Annotated in this window: 16 protein-coding genes; 7 read left to right on the top strand and 9 right to left on the bottom strand. The window is 52.7% G+C overall.

Translation table 11 applies throughout. The features are described from left to right. Nucleotides 1-64: 64 nt before the first annotated feature. The 7 genes from ACR0EO_RS08420 to ACR0EO_RS08450 all read right to left on the bottom strand — a co-directional run bounded on the left by ACR0EO_RS08420 (nucleotide 65) and on the right by ACR0EO_RS08450 (nucleotide 4,445). Nucleotides 65-241: a hypothetical protein gene (locus ACR0EO_RS08420; RefSeq protein ID WP_480688845.1), complete on the bottom strand. Its 177-nt coding sequence runs from the start codon at nucleotides 239-241 to the stop codon at nucleotides 65-67. 192 nt (nucleotides 242-433) lie between these two features. Next, the gene (locus ACR0EO_RS08425; RefSeq protein ID WP_480688847.1) at nucleotides 434-727 is read right to left on the bottom strand and encodes a hypothetical protein; all 294 of its coding nucleotides are present in this window, start codon (nucleotides 725-727) and stop codon (nucleotides 434-436) included. 53 nt (nucleotides 728-780) lie between these two features. Then, nucleotides 781-2,070 carry an AAA family ATPase gene (locus ACR0EO_RS08430; protein WP_480688849.1) on the bottom strand — a complete coding sequence of 430 codons (1,290 nt, stop codon included), beginning with the start codon at nucleotides 2,068-2,070 and terminating at the stop codon, nucleotides 781-783. Nucleotides 2,071-2,074: 4 nt separating this feature from the next. Beyond that, entirely contained in the window at nucleotides 2,075-2,572 is a 498-nt protein-coding gene (locus ACR0EO_RS08435) for a hypothetical protein (RefSeq protein ID WP_480688851.1), read from the bottom strand. Next, nucleotides 2,565-2,987 carry a hypothetical protein gene (locus ACR0EO_RS08440; RefSeq protein WP_480688853.1) on the bottom strand — a complete coding sequence of 141 codons (423 nt, stop codon included), beginning with the start codon at nucleotides 2,985-2,987 and terminating at the stop codon, nucleotides 2,565-2,567. The genes ACR0EO_RS08435 and ACR0EO_RS08440 overlap by 8 nt, the downstream gene beginning before the upstream one ends. A 502-nt stretch (nucleotides 2,988-3,489) precedes the next feature. Further along, a complete protein-coding gene (locus ACR0EO_RS08445; RefSeq protein ID WP_480688855.1) occupies nucleotides 3,490-4,005 on the bottom strand; it encodes a hypothetical protein in 516 nt (171 codons plus the stop codon). 209 nt (nucleotides 4,006-4,214) lie between these two features. Further along, nucleotides 4,215-4,445 carry a hypothetical protein gene (locus ACR0EO_RS08450; protein ID WP_480688857.1) on the bottom strand — a complete coding sequence of 77 codons (231 nt, stop codon included), beginning with the start codon at nucleotides 4,443-4,445 and terminating at the stop codon, nucleotides 4,215-4,217. A gap of 1,843 nt (nucleotides 4,446-6,288) precedes the next feature. On the opposite strand from ACR0EO_RS08450, the gene ACR0EO_RS08455 reads away from it, so the two are divergent. The 6 genes from ACR0EO_RS08455 (at nucleotide 6,289) to rpsD (ending at nucleotide 13,798) form a co-directional block, all read left to right on the top strand. After that, the gene (locus ACR0EO_RS08455; RefSeq protein ID WP_480688858.1) at nucleotides 6,289-7,044 is read left to right on the top strand and encodes a hypothetical protein; all 756 of its coding nucleotides are present in this window, start codon (nucleotides 6,289-6,291) and stop codon (nucleotides 7,042-7,044) included. After that, entirely contained in the window at nucleotides 7,041-9,248 is a 2,208-nt protein-coding gene (locus ACR0EO_RS08460) for a Mu transposase C-terminal domain-containing protein (protein WP_480688860.1), read from the top strand. The genes ACR0EO_RS08455 and ACR0EO_RS08460 overlap by 4 nt, the downstream gene beginning before the upstream one ends. Then, nucleotides 9,248-10,246 (top strand): TniB family NTP-binding protein, encoded by a 999-nt coding sequence (locus ACR0EO_RS08465; protein WP_480688862.1) that lies wholly within the window; start codon nucleotides 9,248-9,250, stop codon nucleotides 10,244-10,246. Before ACR0EO_RS08460 ends, ACR0EO_RS08465 begins: the two co-directional genes overlap by 1 nt. A 4-nt stretch (nucleotides 10,247-10,250) precedes the next feature. After that, nucleotides 10,251-12,086 carry a TniQ family protein gene (locus tag ACR0EO_RS08470; protein WP_480688864.1) on the top strand — a complete coding sequence of 612 codons (1,836 nt, stop codon included), beginning with the start codon at nucleotides 10,251-10,253 and terminating at the stop codon, nucleotides 12,084-12,086. A 362-nt stretch (nucleotides 12,087-12,448) separates the two neighbouring features. Then, nucleotides 12,449-12,964: a hypothetical protein gene (locus tag ACR0EO_RS08475; protein ID WP_480688866.1), complete on the top strand. Its 516-nt coding sequence runs from the start codon at nucleotides 12,449-12,451 to the stop codon at nucleotides 12,962-12,964. Between the two features lie 213 nt (nucleotides 12,965-13,177). Next, a complete protein-coding gene (rpsD, locus tag ACR0EO_RS08480; protein WP_170473046.1) occupies nucleotides 13,178-13,798 on the top strand; it encodes a 30S ribosomal protein S4 in 621 nt (206 codons plus the stop codon). A gap of 57 nt (nucleotides 13,799-13,855) precedes the next feature. Here rpsD and ACR0EO_RS08485 read toward each other — a convergent pair whose 3' ends face one another. After that, the gene (locus ACR0EO_RS08485) at nucleotides 13,856-14,743 is read right to left on the bottom strand and encodes an AraC family transcriptional regulator (RefSeq protein ID WP_480688869.1); all 888 of its coding nucleotides are present in this window, start codon (nucleotides 14,741-14,743) and stop codon (nucleotides 13,856-13,858) included. Between the two features lie 162 nt (nucleotides 14,744-14,905). On the opposite strand from ACR0EO_RS08485, the gene ACR0EO_RS08490 reads away from it, so the two are divergent. Beyond that, complete coding sequence (locus ACR0EO_RS08490; protein ID WP_480688871.1) at nucleotides 14,906-15,730, top strand: SDR family oxidoreductase; 825 nt, start codon at nucleotides 14,906-14,908, stop codon at nucleotides 15,728-15,730. A 2-nt stretch (nucleotides 15,731-15,732) separates the two neighbouring features. Here ACR0EO_RS08490 and ACR0EO_RS08495 read toward each other — a convergent pair whose 3' ends face one another. Next, on the bottom strand, nucleotides 15,733-16,194 hold the full coding sequence (locus tag ACR0EO_RS08495) for an Lrp/AsnC family transcriptional regulator (protein WP_480688873.1): 462 nt from the start codon (nucleotides 16,192-16,194) through the stop codon (nucleotides 15,733-15,735). Nucleotides 16,195-16,252: the final 58 nt, after the last annotated feature.

The following is a 16,252-nucleotide window of genomic DNA, read 5'->3' on the forward strand; positions in this document are numbered from 1 at the left end:
GACGTCTGCTTTGGGCTGCGAGCGGCCTATCGCACAATTTCAAAACCGGCGACACTTGCCCTTGTTAAACCTGCTTTGGAGCGAGTTCTCCCCACTCATCCGCGCTCATGCTTTTTCGCGTTAGCCCATCCTCTGAGGCGAACTGAGCTGCTTTGACGAGGAGAAAGGCCACGGTGATCGCATCTACCTCGCAGCGTTTCTCGAATTCTTCCGTAGTCTCATTGGGCCTTTCTTCTGACATTCCCATTCCCCTCTGTATCCGACGCTTTCGGGCAATTGGCTAACTTTGCATAATACTTCGTCGCACTCGGAAAGCCAATTCTCGGGCGTGCGACCGCTTCTTCCGAAGAGGCTCTAATTCCACAAACAAGCTCGTCCTTCAGCGCGAGTAGGTTGCAATGGTGTAGAAGGACGGGAAACCGGCTCCAGCACCTCATTTTTCGTTTTGTTGCGTGTCATCTGGCGGCCCGTCCTGCTCATCGTCAGACTTTGCTTCAATCTCCCGAACGGCCAACCCGGCGATCTTTCGAACCAGATACCAAACGCTGCTGCGGCGTGTGTGCCCCTTGATCCAGCCGGTCACATCCTGAGCCGGGATGTCTAGATGTGGGGCTTCATCTTCGAATACTCGGACCTTGTAGTCGGAAATATCCGCAAGCCCGCTCATGTTTCCTGCACGCGCCTCCGCAATTGGGGTGTGGTTTACATAAACAACAACTCTTAGCATTTTCATCTTTCCTATTTTGGTATGTTTGCACGCTTGGCCGTCATGGACCCGCCTTAGTTCCACGGGTGATTTTTGGTCTTTTGATGCAGCAGGCCCCGAACTAACCGTCTCAGAACCCGCACTGATCTGTGCCGCCCATAGGTGCCTACCAAAGCTTCAACATCGCCCAGATCCAGCCGAAAGAACTCAGGTCTCAACCCAAACTCAGCAGCAAATTCGCTCACCAGGCTTTGAATGATCGCAGGTAGTTGCTCTGGTGTCGGAGGTGGGATTTCATAGATTGTGCAGCGGCTGAGAAGAGGCGCAGGAATGCCACTCAGATCATTTGCCGTCAGAATCCAGCTCACGTGGGAGGCGTCCACGTCAGCCGCCAGATATTTCTCTCGATATCTCCTGGCTTCAGAGGGCTCGAGCAACGCCAGAAGTTCGCCGGTGATATCTCCGTTGCGGCTCGCGTGCGTCTTGTCGATTTCGTCAAGGATGATCATTGGGTTAAGGATGCGTGCCGTTGCCACGGCCTCCGTCACGATCCCTGCATGCGCGCTACTCCAACCTACCGAAAGACCAAACAAATGGTTCTCCGATTTGCCGCCGACGTTTGCGCTTTGCACATAAAGGCCGAGAGCTTTACAGGCTGTCTTTGCAAAAGCTGTTTTGCCAACGCCGGGCTCGCCAACCAGTAGGGTGGGTTGGATATAAAGGATGTCAGATCCGATGCTCCATCGGCACTCGATGTCATGGGCCATCTCTTCGATGACGAAGTTGCAATGAGGGAACCTGTGGGAAACCTCACGAAGTTTGTTCAACTCATCAAGTGAGGCCAGCCGGGAAAATTGATTGCTCCAGGTTGTGAGTTGCTTGATATGTTCCGGCATCTCTTTTCTGAGTGTGCGCGGCAGGTACTCAAAGTCCACCTTGTCCAGCAGATACCTAGCAGCAGTGGCTTTCTCACTCTCTGCTCGCGAGGCTTCCATGCTCATATCGGCAGTGTGACGTTCGGAAATAAGGCCCATGACCTCTTTCCAGCGCTTCAGGCTCGTCATCTGTTCCACTGTGTCTTGGGCGAAGACCGCCAGAGCAGGATCGATTTCCCTCAAACGGTTAATTTCAATCTGCCGCCAATTGTCGGGTTCATCGCTAAATCTTGCAGTTTCTTCAGATCTTTCATTGATCACCTTGAGGAGGTCTTCAGAACCGGCTCTTTCCAAAATCATTTGCTTCACGATTTCCCAAGACGCATGGGAGTTGGCTGCGCTCAACACAGGGCGGAGGATGTCTGCCTTGTCATGGCTGAAGCCAGCCAGCGTAAAAATCTCATCTTCTTCCCAGGTTGCATCACTCATCGGGCTACCAACCTTTCGCAACACAGGCGGGGCATCGGTGGCCCGATGCGCCCCAGGCAATTTGGCCGATATAGCCGCAGCTACGACATTGAAGCGCATCTCGCTTGGCACGAGTATTCAAACGCACTGTGGGAAAGGTTTCCATCCGCTCACTGGCCGCCTCGTGCGCGTGCCAACAGCACAGGTTGACATGCCAGGCGGCGATGACCTGAGTTGTAGAGGCGTTTCCGCACCGCTCGCAGGACATCTCCGCTTCCTGCATAGCTTGCTGCAACCGCAGTTGAATGAACGTGTCTTCCTGCGCGCCATCTAGGTAAATCCGAAGCGAGCCGAATTTCTGCTTGATCTGGCCGACCGAGGGATAGCTTTCCTCTCGCTGATCGCAGTGCTCCTTGATCGCTTCAAAGCACTCGGTGATAATCCGAACCCATCCCAGATTGTCTTTTCCGAGGTGCTTCTCAACGGAGCCGCGGATGTCATCGTAGTCGAAGGTGTTAGTCATCCGCCGAATCCCCGGTTCTAGGGGGCTCGGACTCTTGCGCTGAAGCGATTTCCTCCAGCGCAGCAATAAGACGATGCAGGCCTTTTTCTGTCTCTGCCGCCACCGTCGATTTCAGAGCAGAGAAGTGTTCGTCCGGTAAGTCGAACAGGCATTCAGAGACGTTTTGATGACTGATACTGTCAGGATCGAATTCGTGAAAAGGGAATACCAAGCGCAGAATGGCGTCTGGAGGAAGACGGCGTCGGTCTTCTTTCCCATCGTCTGAGTACATGCGACCTGTAGCGCCATGGAACAGAAGCGTTTCTTTCAGCTCACCAGTCTCGATGCGCGTTTTGACTTCCGATAGAAGCTCGTCGTTGGCGTAGAGCTTCAGGCGTCTTTTCAGGTCTTCAATTGTTTTGGGGTCTTTTGACATGGACTGCCTCCAGAGGTTGGTAGGAGGCGTCGGAATCGAACCGACTCGTGCACTCTAATCTGGAGCTTTCACAGGGGTATAAGCCCCGCCCGCATAACCAATGCTGCCTCCCACGTGTTTCGGTGGGGTATCGACTTAAGCCGATATTCGTTGGCAGTGGATGCGTGTGTTGGTCATGGGGCGAAGCTGAACCAGCATGGGTCGTCATGTCAATATGAAGCGTGCAAAACGTCGTGATTCACCGCGTAGTTCCGGGATCTTTCTATCATGGGTTGTTCGAAACGCTGCCTCCCGACCGTATCAGGCACGTATATTTCCCCACTCAAGGTGAGAATCTGGAGGTGATTCTGGTTTCATAAAGAGCGCCAGAACGTCCGGTTTCTTAGTCGGCGCGAACTGGTTTGAAGCTTCCATGTCTTCTTTGAAACAGCGGGAGACCAGTTCTTAAGCCACTCCACATGAGGCGATGAGTTTCGTGAGCAGCGTGGAACCCGCCCAGATCTCACCATCCTTTTTTCACGCAACTGGGGCACCTCCGCCTGTCATCTGAACGGTCGATATGTCCAACGTAACCACAGACCGCACAGACGAGGTGTTCGGGTGCGTCCGTTCGGCGGAAATAGCGGCGTTTGTGCTCGTTGAACCGTCTGGCCGCTTCCTCATGTGCGCACCAGCAGCATAACGTTATGATCCAGCTTCCTAAATTCTGCGGGCGAGCCGCGTTCCCGCAACGCTCGCAACTTTGGTTCGCCCTATCGATAGTGGCTGTGACCCAGCCGCGGATGCGTTCGTCCTCAGATGCCTTGCTGAAGTAGATTCGGAGTTCGCCGAGTTTTTCCTTGATTTGGAGAACCTTCGGATAGTCGATCTCGATCTCGTCACTGCGTGCTTTGATGTGCTCAAAAAGTTCAGTCACCATCCCCGACCAACCCAATGGGGTTTCGCCTAATTCGAGCTCAACGCTTTTCTGAATGTTGTCGTAGTCGACCACATTGATGGTGGCTTCAGCTTCAGACATTGCGCGCCCTCCTGGAATTCCGCCGGTAGGAGGGTCAGCTCCGATTGGGTTCCGGCAGCACTTTGGCGGGACAACGGTCTTCGCTTAGGGTGTCAACTGCAAGTTGTAGTATCTATTACTACAAGAAAGTCGCGTTTCTTTGTGCCGGAATTGCAACTGCTTTCGTCACATGATCACAGGACCTATCGGGCCGGCGGTGAATTAATTTCCTAGAGCGCGTGTTTGCCAGGCCTTTGCTGTTCCAACCGCTCTATCTCGGCTTTTAACAGCGCAATCCTCTGCGATGTCTGATGTTCCGCAATCAGATCGAGGAACATCTTGGTCTTACCGCCATGCTTCATGCCATAGCGCTCGTAGACCATCGTATTAAACTCATCCAGCTTCGCCTTCGGGATCCGGAACTGGATGTGCTCAAAGTGTTCAGTCTCAGTTTGTGTCATCGAATCCACCTCTTTTGGCTGAGGATAGCAGACCAAAGCCAGTGGTGTTGCCAAGGCTTCAGCCAGGACGTTGGCACTCAGGCAAACTTCAGAACGCGTTGTCCATTTTGAACTTCGCTATCTCACACCACGCGAAATGAACCCACCCTTCAAATAGCAGTATTGAAGTGCGGGCCCCGGTTTTTCAGCGACGATTCCGGATGGATTTCACCCGTGTTGCGAAGTGTCCCACGAATGAGGTTGCATGAACTGTGGGACAGCCACGGTCTTGCCACTCAGTCTCTGTAAAGATTCCTTTGTCAACTCAAGCGCCATCCAGGCCTCTGGTGTAGACATCAGGTTCGCGTGTGGCGTCTGCTTGTCCGTTGGGACACACCCATATCGAGGGTAAAACGCAGGGACGCTCAACACGAACACCGCATCCGTGCTGACGGAACTGAGATGTTCAATACTGGCCTCCAAGATATCTTTCCCAACGCCGTGGCCCAGATACGCTGGTAGCACCCCGCAGGGTGCCGGCAGGTAACAGTTCGCGTCAGAGAGATCTGACATTCAAGAGAGCATTATGCTGTGAAAATCAGTGCCGCTGTAGAGCGCTGAAAACGACCATATGATCCAAGTGGCAAGGGTTTCGGTGGTGTGGCTCCGTTTGAATTTGGACACACTTTATAGGCGTATTGCTCCTCAACCAGTGGTTTTTCCAACCTCCTGCATTTAAGTCACTATGAGTCCCCCACTACGGTTTGGTTATCATCTGGAGAAATTTGATCAACATAAAGAAACGCAGTTGCCGACAACAGATTCTGCCATTTTCTGTTGCTGCGATCTTGGTTGAATTCTCCCGCGGTAGTGCTTTGACACTGACTAGCTTCCATTGCCAGTACCAACTTTGGTAGTGAGTATTGCCCGGAGAGCCTCGCTCCGAACAATCCCAATTTACCGAAGCATCGCTGCCTGCGGAGTTTTGGAAGTATGACAGCTCCGTCATCTCAGTTTTCTCACTCAACCAATAGTGCCGCTCCGGGATTGGATCGACTTCGAACTGGGTGAAATCGTACGAGATTTTCGGGAAAATCTCAATAAGATATTGTTTTAAAACGTTTATCCTTGATGGCCTGTGGGAATAAGCAAAACCGGTTTGAATTAGGCTTTGCCTAATTCACGCAGCGAAAAACCAAGAATAAACCTGCTTCCATACAAGAATAGAGTCGTTCTCTCAGCAAATTTTGAAGGCACCTTACTCCAAAATTTGTTCGCTTTAAGTTCTCTTTTGGGAGTGCTCAGAATGTAAGAAACCCGCTGCCTTGTGAAACTGATTCGGATGGAGCAGTAAGAGCCGTCAGGCAGTTACTTTCACTAAAGAACCCAAGTTGGTTTTTGCTACTCAGAGCGTTTTCAATTCCTCGATGACCAGTTTGATTGGCTCGCGCCGTGGAAGATCTCACGGTTCGGGCAGGGTCGCAATTTTCGCTGATCTCACACCAATAAGTAGAAGGAAATTTTTGGAAGGCGTAAGTTTTGCCTTGATCTGGAACGCAAGATGTGTGAATTGAAGGGTCCAATGACGAACAAGTGCTACGATATCGCTTTCGCTCGTATAAGAGCCTGCTGAATCTCCGTAACGGAAGTTCAGGTCGTCTGTCATTGCATTCACTACGATTGCTGCGACCTTCAGTGGTTTTGAGTTCGGAATGAGGCAAGAGTCGTGGTCGTCATCCTTTCAAGAAATGTTCGATTGCTCCGATTTTTTGGCGTGAGCCATAGCTTTGCGATTAAGGGCATTTTTCACATCTTCAGTTTCGCACGAATAGCCGGATAAACCAGCGGCATTCCCGCTGGTTTCGTGGTCTATCCGAAATTGACCAAGCATCATCTCAGGGTTGCTGAGGGTGCGGTCGAAAGCGTGCGAGAAAGAAACATGTACCATGTAAAGGGTGGCATTAAGTTGCCAGCTGCCTCTAGGGCAGACAGAAGAATTGCGAACGCCTCCAAGGGGCATTGTACGGCATTTGCCGTCCTTGGTGAAAACGAAGGATATCGGGTTCAAGCTGAATCCCACCTCGAACTCTGCAATCTTTTACTTTTGAATGCGAGTGGCGAGGTCGAGCGCCTCAAGGAACAGGCACTGTTCGAATGGGAAGAGGGTGGACGTACTAAACGTCACTATTTCGATGTCCTTGCATTTCTGAGATCAGGCGCACGTATCGCCTATACCGTCAAACCAGAAAGACGAGCATCGTCTGAACGTTTTCTTTCCGAAATGAGAGTTGTAGCTGGTCATGCAGTCCACTCGGGCTTCTGTTGTGAGGTTCGCCTGGTGACTGAAAGAAGCTTTTGCCAGATCGACCTTCGAAACGCAGCTATTTTTGCGTCTGTTAGACCATCCGAGTTTAGTGCCGGAGCCGAAGACAAAGCTAAGAAAGTTACCGAAAACTTGGTCGGTTCCGTCACACTGCGTGATTTGAGCACGAAGGTTGGTATGGCGGCATGTGGCTATCGCGCATTGTTGTTTTTGGTTCGGCGGGGCGTTCTTCGGCAATCACGTCATGAAGTCCTTTCACCCGAGGCTCTCGTGCATGCGGTGGGAGCTGAAAAATGACCCAAGCAAACTCATCTCACTACGGCCGATTTCAGATTAACCAGCATGACCGTGTCGTCATTGGAGGCAAGGCGATGCGTTTGGTCTATCAATCGGGGGATAGCTATATTCTCCGGTCAACAGACGATGTCGGACTTGCTGAAACATTTTCGTTCGGTGAATTGGCACGCTTGAATGGAAGCGGAAAGATTCTCCATGAACCGGACTATTTTTTACCAGAGCATGCGCGCCAACGGCTTGTAGCTCCTGTGTCCCGTATCTCGGACCTTACGCCAAAGCAGAGGGCTCGTCTCCGCTTCAAACAGGCGTATGTTTCAGCCTACCTGGATATGCATGCTGAAGGTCTGGTTGCTGCGAATGATCCCTCAATCGAGCTGAACATGACTGAAATCTGTTCGCGAGGATCTGAGTACCTGCGCGAAGTGGCGCCAAGCCCGGACGAGATTCAAAGAGAGAACGAAATCCGCGCGGGTCAACGTCGTCGGCGTCCCGGTGGAAAGGCCACCGAGGTGCTCGATAAGGTTCATGCCAGAACTCTCCGAAAATGGGTAACCGCCTATCGCGAATATGGACTCGCAGGCCTTGCGGACAACATGTCCAATCGCGGAAACCGTAACAGTTACTTCACCCCAGAAGAGCGGGCACTACTCGTCGCAACTGTCAGGGAAAGCTATCTTTCTCCCAATCGCCCTTCCAAAGCCAACACCTACCAAGACGTCAAAGCAAAGTTCTTTTTTGAGAACCAGCAGCGCGTTGAGCAGGGCTTGTCGGAGTTCCGGATTCCTTCCCGGGAAACTGTTCGCAACACAATCAATGACCTCGACAAATTTGAAGTCGTCTTGAACCGGGAAGGCCGACAGGCAGCAGAGAAGATGTTCAAGCCGGTTGGCCGTGGTCTGGAAGTTGCGCGCCCATATGAAAAAATTCAAATCGACGAGTGGAAAATCGATCTTATCACGCTCATGGCCGACAGTGGCCTCCTCGGTCTTTTTTCTACGGATGAACTCCTTGAGCTTGGTCTAAACAACGAAAAGGCGCGATGGTGGATTACCGCAGCAATCGATTGTCGAACGCGCTGCTTCGTTGGGATGAAGCTGGCACGCAACCCAAAGGCCTCTGGTGCTATTGATTGCCTTCGAATGAGCATGTGCGACAAAGGTGAATGGGCAGACCGTGTAGGTGCCGTGTCAGGGTGGCACATGGCTGCGACACCAGAAATGGTAGTTACCGACAATGGTTCAGCCTTCAAATCCGGCGTATTTGCTGATGTCTGCGCGGAACTCTGGATTGTTCTGGAACGAACAATCGCGGGCATCCCGGGTATGCGCGGAACAGTCGAACGTCTGTTTCGGACGGCCGGGCTGACGCTGCTGCATCGATTGAATGGTCGAACTTTCTCATCAGTTCTTGAGCGGGGAGATCATCCCTCTGAAGATCGCGCTTGTCTTACTTCTGAAGACCTGTGTTACGCGCTGGTGCGTTGGATCGTCGATATCTATCACAATACGCCCCATTCTGGATTGGGGGGGCGCACACCTCTGGAGCAATGGAAAGCCGACCATGAGGCAGGGAACTATCCGTTGCGAGCAACTCCGCATGAGAAGCACCAGAGGCTTGCGTTTGGAACTCACCTCTCTCGCAAAGTCAGTAAGAATGGTGTCACCGTACTTGGTGTTCGCTACCATTTTGAGGGACTCGCCGCTTGGTTCACTCGGTATGGTAACACTGAAGTCGAAGTGCGGTGGCTACCAGACGATATTGGTTCCATCGAAGTGCGGCTTGGTGACATCTGGGAGACGGTCCAAGCAAGCCATTCTGGGTTTTCTGGCGTACACGCGCAAGTTTGGATGGAGGCGCGACGCAGCCTCCGCACGAAAGACCAAAAGGCGCTCAAATGGCGAGATCGTGTGGTCTTCGAAGCAATCGATGCGATCAATATGATGAACCAGCAGCGCTCGCTGGAATTCGGCCTGATTTCGCAAAACTGGTCCCCTGAACGGGTCAAGAACCTCGAAGACTCCCTCTTTGTCGGGTTCAACGTCTCATCTTCATCAACTTCACTAAATGAGGCTTCTTCTGGCTACGGAGAAATCATTTCTCCCGCTGAACCAGATGAACTTCAGCATCCTAAGACTACTGTGCCGCCGCGTACGGAAGAACCGGCACCGAACCCAACCTGGACAATCAAGAAAGGCGAAGAATGATGTCGGATTTCAGCCAAAATGAGAAATACACGACCCTGATGGAGCTGAGGAAGCACCACGTAGAAACAGACCGCGATAAGCAGATTCTACGACACCTCAATCGCCTTTTGATGCGCGATGAACATGGAAACTATTTGCCGCGGGCGAGGCGCTTCACTGGAGACCTTGAAACTCGTGGCATCACGATCATCGAAGCTGCGGGCAGCGGGAAAACTACTGCTGTCAATCGTGTGTTATCACGACACCCCGCGCTTCAAGTCAAACAAGGCGAAGACTGGCCGCGCTATCTGAGAATTCAAGTGCCCAGCCCTGCAACACTTAAAAGCCTGGGTCGTGCCGTTTTGTCCGCGACCGGGTTGGATCGGGTCGCAGCAAGTACCACCGCGTGGGAGATTTGGCGCATTGCACGTCATCGGCTGGCTCTTCTCGACATCGTGGTCCTTTGGTTCGATGAGGCGCAGGATATGTTTCTTTCTGGTTCAGCCCGAGAGATCGACGACATGCTCAAAATGTTAAAAACTCTGATGCAAAATGATTCCGCTGTCATCCCGATCCTTAGCGGGACGGAGCGTCTCGCAGAAATCACAAGCTACGACCCGCAGGTGAATCGCAGGTTCACGAAAGTCGTACCGGCTCCACTGGCGCCGGGCTTGGATGACGCCAATTTGCTGCATCTGATTGAGGCATTCACCGATGAGATCGGTCTTCGATTTGAAAGAGACAAACTTCTCGCAGGGCGATTGATTCACGCGAGTCGATGCCGATTTGGAAGAGCGGTTGAAACTATCCTGAACGCAATTGAGTGCGCTGTTGAAGAATGTGCACCCAACTTGACCACAATGCACTTTGCCGAAGCATGGGGTATGCAGGAGGGCTGCGATTGGGAGCGAAATGTCTTTGTGTCTCCCAATTGGGCTTCCATTGAACTTGATGCTGGGGCTGCGGCATTCGAGGCCGCGCGCACAGCTCGACAGAATCTTCAGGCCGGGCGGAAGTAACTCAATGGCGATGCGTCCCAATCTGCCTTTGGCGGCAGGCGAAAGTGTTGTGTCGTGGGTCAACCGTTTTGGATTGCTTCATTGCGGTCTCGGCGCAACGGAGTTTTTGAAACTCATCGGTGTGTGTCAGAGGGAGTTGATCTCTGGAAAGCGGAGTGCGCTGGAACGCCTAACCGAGGTTACAGGGGTCTCGTTTGAGTTGCTTGCCTTGGGGGCGTACGAAAACGTTTCCCACCGCCTTTATCGCTTCAAAGATGAACAGTTCCATCGTGAGTTTCTGGATATGAATTGCATTCAGTTTTGTCCAACTTGCCTGTTGTTGGGCATTGAAGATGAAACGGACGGTGTTCGCGCCGGGACCTTTCGGATCAACTGGTCGTTTGCTCCAATACGAACCTGCGCCATCCACAGGTTCCCATTGGTAAGGAAACGTGTGGCTAAAACTTGGGGAGTCGTTGGAAAATATGCTGAATTCGCCGGCAATCGGAGCGCATTGGAGGAATGCTTGCAGGTTTCTCAACCAAGAGACCCGTCCGCCCTGCAACTCTATGCTGAGGCACGATTTGAAAGGTGTAGTAGCTATCATTGGATGGACTCGCAGCAGATTGATTTGGCTTGTCGTGCCACCGAGATGCTGGGCGCCTGTATCGAGTTTGGCGCACAAGTTACACTGTCAAAGCTCTCAGAAGATGATTGGGATGTTGCCGGTCAAACGGGTTTTGAGTTCACATCCCGTGGAGAAAAGGGCATCGTTGAGGGGTTCGAAATCATCTGTAGTCGTCCGGTAAAAAATGCCTCTATGGTCGGACCCAAGGGAATCTTTGGGAAGCTCTACGAGTGGGCTCAGTTCAGAAAGAACGATAAACCTGTTGGACCCATCCAGGATGTCTTTCGTGAGTACATTCTCGACAGGTTTTACGTACCTGCGGGATCGAAATTGTTTGGGAAGACTGTGGACCGACCGAGACGGCACACGGTCGCGTCGTTGTCGGCTCAATACGGCCTTCATCTTAAGACGACCACTCACGCGCTTCGCAAATCAGATCTTCTACCGTTGTTTGACCGAATTGACGATGAACGGCGAACCGTGCCTGCGGATCAGGCCGAAGCTCTCTTTGAAAAACTGAGTAGAGCTATTCCAGTAGCCAAGATCCCAAGAACTATCGGGTGCAGCAGAGCGCAGGCCGAACTTTTGCTAAAGAGCGGTATCTTAAAGCCAGTCATTCAGGATGACGGTGACACTAGCGGGAGACACAAGGGCGTAGATTCAAACGACCTGAACAGTCTGGTCGAAAGAATGCGGCAAACCGGTTGTTCGGTTGCTCAGCCAAGCGTGGGAATGTCGAACATCTGTGATACAGCAATCACCCTGCATTCGCCCTCCATGGAGATTCTGACTTTATTGCTCGACGGTCACCTGAACAAAGTCGAACTTCTACCGATTGACCTCAAGTTCCAGTCAGTGTTGGTGAATCTCGAAGAAGTCGCGAACAAGCTCGGCGTAAAAGCAGGTCAACCTGGCTTTACAATCTCGGAGGCTTCACGAGAGCTAAGCGTCCTCCCGAACACTGTGAGATTTCTCTTGCAGGCAAAGGAAACTGATGGCCATCCCGTTTTGGAAGCTAGCGGACAGGTTCTTCACATGGGGGTCATGCGCGAACTGGTGGATTACGAAAGCCTGCGCAAGTTCGAAAGCCGATTTCGAAAACTCTCAGCCATTGACGGCTATTGGAACCGCGAGCCTGAACGTCTACGCAAAAAATTGGTCGCCAAAGGTCTCAGGCCAGTGTGGGATCCAAAGGTTGCCGGTGCCGAGTTCTACAGGGTCTCCGACCTCTGACGACAAAAGCTTAAGATCTTTGACCTAGACCGCTCTATTGAGCGGTCTTTTTTGTTGCAAGTGATCTTTCACGTGGGCGGGAATGACCTTGTCGTATGGGCCATTCGGTAGCCGGATACCATGCATCCATTGTTTTTTCACTATTTTTGAGCGGTGATCTGTCTACGAGTGGGTTCTAATAGGTTGGTGCTTCACGACAATTCAAGAAGCCCGGCGGTATAATTTCCTGCCGGGCTTCAATTTCTTAATCTCTTTAGCAACATTTTCGTGATCGCTGCGTTTGCGTCTCTTTTCCGCCAGATTTACCCCTGATAATACTTGGCCAGTAAGAAGTGAGTTGTTGAAAGGTACGGGCGGTCAATATGAGAACCGGACAAAACGGTCGTATAGCCATTCTGTGGACGCAGACAGAAATCGATGGGCTTGAGGCAGCGCCTCTTTCCTTCTTGAGTGTCGGGGCAGCTTGGTCATGGCGGGGACAGGCTCGTTTCCTTGCTGAGACGTTCGAGCTAAATCAACAACGATCGGGTGTTGCTCAGGGAAGCGCTGGAACAATGCAGAGTCGGGTTGAGGGCATTCCAACTCTGTCCGATCAGGCAGATGGCCTTGTCGTCTTGACCAACGGAGCTCGACAGTTCACAGCGGCGCTATTTTCAGGTGGCGACAACTCTGCCCCAATTCTGGTGTTTGAGGGCGATTACCCTGATAGGGACCAAGAGTTCTGGATCAGCGAAGTCGTTGAGATCGAACGTCAGAGCGGTGAAGCAAGTCCTGCGAACAGCACGGTTGTTGCGTTTCCAGCCCAATCCCGCTCGGTTGATGCAAGTGTTGCTTTGACCGAAAGCTACGCGGCAAAAACGGCGCGTAGGGCCGAGTAGTAGGACGGCCAAGACCTTTTCCTTTCTGCCAGCCAAAAATCTTTCAACACCCGTCTTGTGGTGTGTTGACTCTGTCCGCTCTGCGGATATAAGCGCGACTTCATTGGTGTTGGTGGCCCCCGCGAGGGGATGCCTGTCATGGGGGAGACCTCAAGAGGACAACGCCCTTCATAGTGGCCCGCAGGGCCTCGATCCTAACGAAGGAGATCAGCCGTGACCAAACGCACGTCTGCCAAGTACAAAATCGACCGCCGGATGGGCGAAAACATCTGGGGTCGTCCGAAATCCCCAGTTAACCGTCGTGAATACGGCCCCGGCCAGCACGGTCAGCGCCGCAAAGGCAAACTGTCCGACTTTGGTCTGCAGTTGCGCGCCAAGCAGAAGCTGAAGGGCTACTACGGTGACCTGACCGAGAAGCAGTTCCGTCGCATCTACGCCGAAGCCGTGCGTGTGAACGGCGACACCGGTGAAAACCTCATCGGTCTGCTGGAGCGCCGCCTGGACGCTGTTGTCTACCGCGCCAAATTTGTTGCGACCGTCTTTGCTGCACGTCAGTTCGTGAACCACGGCCACGTGAAAGTAAACGGCAAGCGGGTCAACATCCCGTCCTACCGTGTCAAAGAAGGCGACGTGATTGAAGTGCGTGATAAGTCCAAGCAACTGGCTGTTGTTCTGGAAGCCGCTGCTCTGGCCGAGCGCGATGTTCCTGATTACATCGACGCCGACCACTCGAAAATGACCGCGACTTTCGTTCGCGCACCGGGCCTTAGCGATGTGCCTTACCCGGTTGTCATGGAACCGAACCTGGTCGTCGAATTCTACGCGAAGAACTAATCTTCGCCGACACCCAAAGTTTCAAGGTCGCGCAATCTGCGCGGCCTTTTTCGTTTTTCAGGCTGCGCTTTGCGTTCCGATATCCTGTCGCGGGGACACTCCGAATTTGCGAGAGTATTCCCGGCTAAACTGGGTTGAACTTTCATAGCCCACGTCAAAGGCCACCTGCGACACACTCATTAGGCCATGAGACAATAGCCGACGTGCTTCGAGCAATCTGAGATCTTTTTGGTATTGCAGCGGTGACTTCGCTGTCACTGCTTTGAAGTGTGCGTGAAAGGTCGAAATGCTCATACCAGCGGTCTGCGCAAGGTCGGATACAGGTAGAGGTGTTCGGTAGTCCGCCCGAATGACCTCAATGACCCGAGCGATCCGGCTGGCCGTGCTGTCGCGCCACAGCATTTGTCGGAGCATTCCTCCATGATCAGCCTGCAGCAGCCGATAATGGATCTCGCGACTGATCATCGGTGCTAGAACCTTTGCATCTGCGGGGTTCTGGCTGGCGCGAAACAGGCGCGTCATGGCATCGACCAAATCGGGTGAGGCTTTGGAGGCCGCAAGGCTATGGGCTGTCTCTATGTTTGGCGTGGGAGATCCCACCTCGTCAGAAAGATCCCGCAAAATGGATAAATCGAGCGAGAATACGAGGCCGACATAGGGTTTCTGGCGGCTTGCTTCGGTAACTGCGGCCAACACCGGGACCGAATGGCTGACGATCAAAGAGTCGCCTGCTCCGAAATGAACCAGACGGCTACCGATACGCGTTTCTTTCTTGCCTTGTAGAACTAGGCAGACAATTGGCTCATAGATCTGTGCCTCGATGGACTTAGTGCTTACGTCGTGCAGCAGACCGAAACCCTCTAAAGCAGTAGGATAGTATGTGGCATGTTCGCTCTCGCCGCGCACTTTCTTGCAGATTTCGGTAATCAGATTGAAGTGTGTCATATCAAGCCTTGTCGTTCAGAATACCATACTTCCTGAGGTGATCTCCAACTAGGAAAATTATCAATGTTCAGAGAAACAGGCAGAACTTGCGGAGAATTCGGCAGGCAAGTCGCCGCGCGCAGGGCTATCTGACTGTCAGGCACTTCATAGCGGAGAAAGATCATGGCACAGACAATTCTCATCACTGGCGCGTCATCTGGCATTGGTAAAGTCACGGCTGAAATGTTTCAGAAGCAAGGCTGGAACGTCATCGCCACTATGCGCAGCCCGGAAAAAGAAACCGAGCTAACGCAGTTGGAAAACGTTTTGGTGACGCGTCTGGATGTTACCGACGAGGACTCGGTCGCTACGGCTGTTGCTGAAGGGATCGCGCGGTTTGGGCAGATTGATGTTCTGCTTAATAATGCGGGTTATGGCGCTTACGGGCCGTTGGAGGCCTTTCCGATGGATCGCATTCGGCGGCAATTCGACACCAACGTGATCGGTTTGTTGGCTGTGATCAAAGCCGTGTTGCCCCATATGCGCGCCAACGGATCGGGTTGCATCGTCAACATATCATCCATCGGCGGACAAATTACTTTCCCGCTGGGGGCGCTGTACCATGGAACGAAATTCGCGGTCGAAGGTCTGTCGGAGTCGCTGCACTACGAGCTCGCGGCCGCAGGTATCAAGGTCAAGATTGTCGAACCCGGCCTGATCGCCACCGATTTCGGCGGCCGTTCGTTTGATTTCGTCAACGATGAAAGCATGGCCGAGTATCAGCCCGTGGTGCAGGCCCTGTTCAGCACTTGGGGGTCCGAGGACATGGCCGAACGCACCTCTCCGCCCAGTGTTGTGGCTGATGTGATCTGGAACGCGGTGACGGACGGCACCGAAACCCTGCGTTACCGCGCGGGTGAGGACGCGGTCGAGTATCTCGACAACCGCAAGGCTCTGGACGATGCCACCTTCATCGGGGGCATGAAAACGATGCTCGGATTGGCCTGAGCCTAGATCGGCAGCGGTCGCCCTTCGGCGATCGCTTCCATCGCAAAGTATGATGTCACACTGTCCAGTTCGACCTTTTCGATCAGGCGTTGATAGACCCTGTCGTACGAGGCCATGTCCTCGGTCACAACTCGAAGCTGGTAATCGTAGTCGCCTCCGATCCGATGGAAATCGACCACCTCAGGGATTGTCAGCACATGGCTGCGAAAGGCCTGAAGCCATTCGGCGGAGTGGTGCCTCGTGCGCAACATGACGAAGACCACAAGGCTCAGCCCCAGTTTTTCCCGCGCGATCCGCGCGGTCGATCCGGTGATAACCCCATCTTCGTTCAGTGCCTTCAACCGCCGCCAGCAGGCGTTTTGTGAGAGTCCAACCCGATCTGCCAGTTCGCGTTGGGATAGCGTGGCGTCGGTTTGCAGCTCGCGCAGAATGCGTTTGTCTATTTGATCTATAGTTTCTTTCATAATTAATCATATGACACAAAAAATAATGAAAGTGTCAAAAGAAAGGTGAAGTTTCCTC

This window comes from Ruegeria sp. BE9 (genome assembly GCF_056538765.1).

What these genes read in the sequence shown, in the direction of transcription:
- ACR0EO_RS08435 (WP_480688851.1), bottom strand. Translation starts at nt 2,572, where the DNA reads ATGACTAACACCTTCGACTACGATGACATCCGCGGCTCCGTTGAGAAG.
- ACR0EO_RS08425 (WP_480688847.1), bottom strand. Translation starts at nt 727, where the DNA reads ATGCTAAGAGTTGTTGTTTATGTAAACCACACCCCAATTGCGGAGGCG.
- ACR0EO_RS08490 (WP_480688871.1), top strand. Translation starts at nt 14,906, where the DNA reads ATGGCACAGACAATTCTCATCACTGGCGCGTCATCTGGCATTGGTAAA.
- ACR0EO_RS08445 (WP_480688855.1), bottom strand. Translation starts at nt 4,005, where the DNA reads ATGTCTGAAGCTGAAGCCACCATCAATGTGGTCGACTACGACAACATT.
- ACR0EO_RS08450 (WP_480688857.1), bottom strand. Translation starts at nt 4,445, where the DNA reads ATGACACAAACTGAGACTGAACACTTTGAGCACATCCAGTTCCGGATC.
- ACR0EO_RS08465 (WP_480688862.1), top strand. Translation starts at nt 9,248, where the DNA reads ATGTCGGATTTCAGCCAAAATGAGAAATACACGACCCTGATGGAGCTG.
- ACR0EO_RS08430 (WP_480688849.1), bottom strand. Translation starts at nt 2,070, where the DNA reads ATGAGTGATGCAACCTGGGAAGAAGATGAGATTTTTACGCTGGCTGGC.
- ACR0EO_RS08440 (WP_480688853.1), bottom strand. Translation starts at nt 2,987, where the DNA reads ATGTCAAAAGACCCCAAAACAATTGAAGACCTGAAAAGACGCCTGAAG.
- ACR0EO_RS08495 (WP_480688873.1), bottom strand. Translation starts at nt 16,194, where the DNA reads ATGAAAGAAACTATAGATCAAATAGACAAACGCATTCTGCGCGAGCTG.
- ACR0EO_RS08475 (WP_480688866.1), top strand. Translation starts at nt 12,449, where the DNA reads ATGAGAACCGGACAAAACGGTCGTATAGCCATTCTGTGGACGCAGACA.
- ACR0EO_RS08460 (WP_480688860.1), top strand. Translation starts at nt 7,041, where the DNA reads ATGACCCAAGCAAACTCATCTCACTACGGCCGATTTCAGATTAACCAG.
- ACR0EO_RS08420 (WP_480688845.1), bottom strand. Translation starts at nt 241, where the DNA reads ATGTCAGAAGAAAGGCCCAATGAGACTACGGAAGAATTCGAGAAACGC.
- ACR0EO_RS08470 (WP_480688864.1), top strand. Translation starts at nt 10,251, where the DNA reads ATGGCGATGCGTCCCAATCTGCCTTTGGCGGCAGGCGAAAGTGTTGTG.
- ACR0EO_RS08485 (WP_480688869.1), bottom strand. Translation starts at nt 14,743, where the DNA reads ATGACACACTTCAATCTGATTACCGAAATCTGCAAGAAAGTGCGCGGC.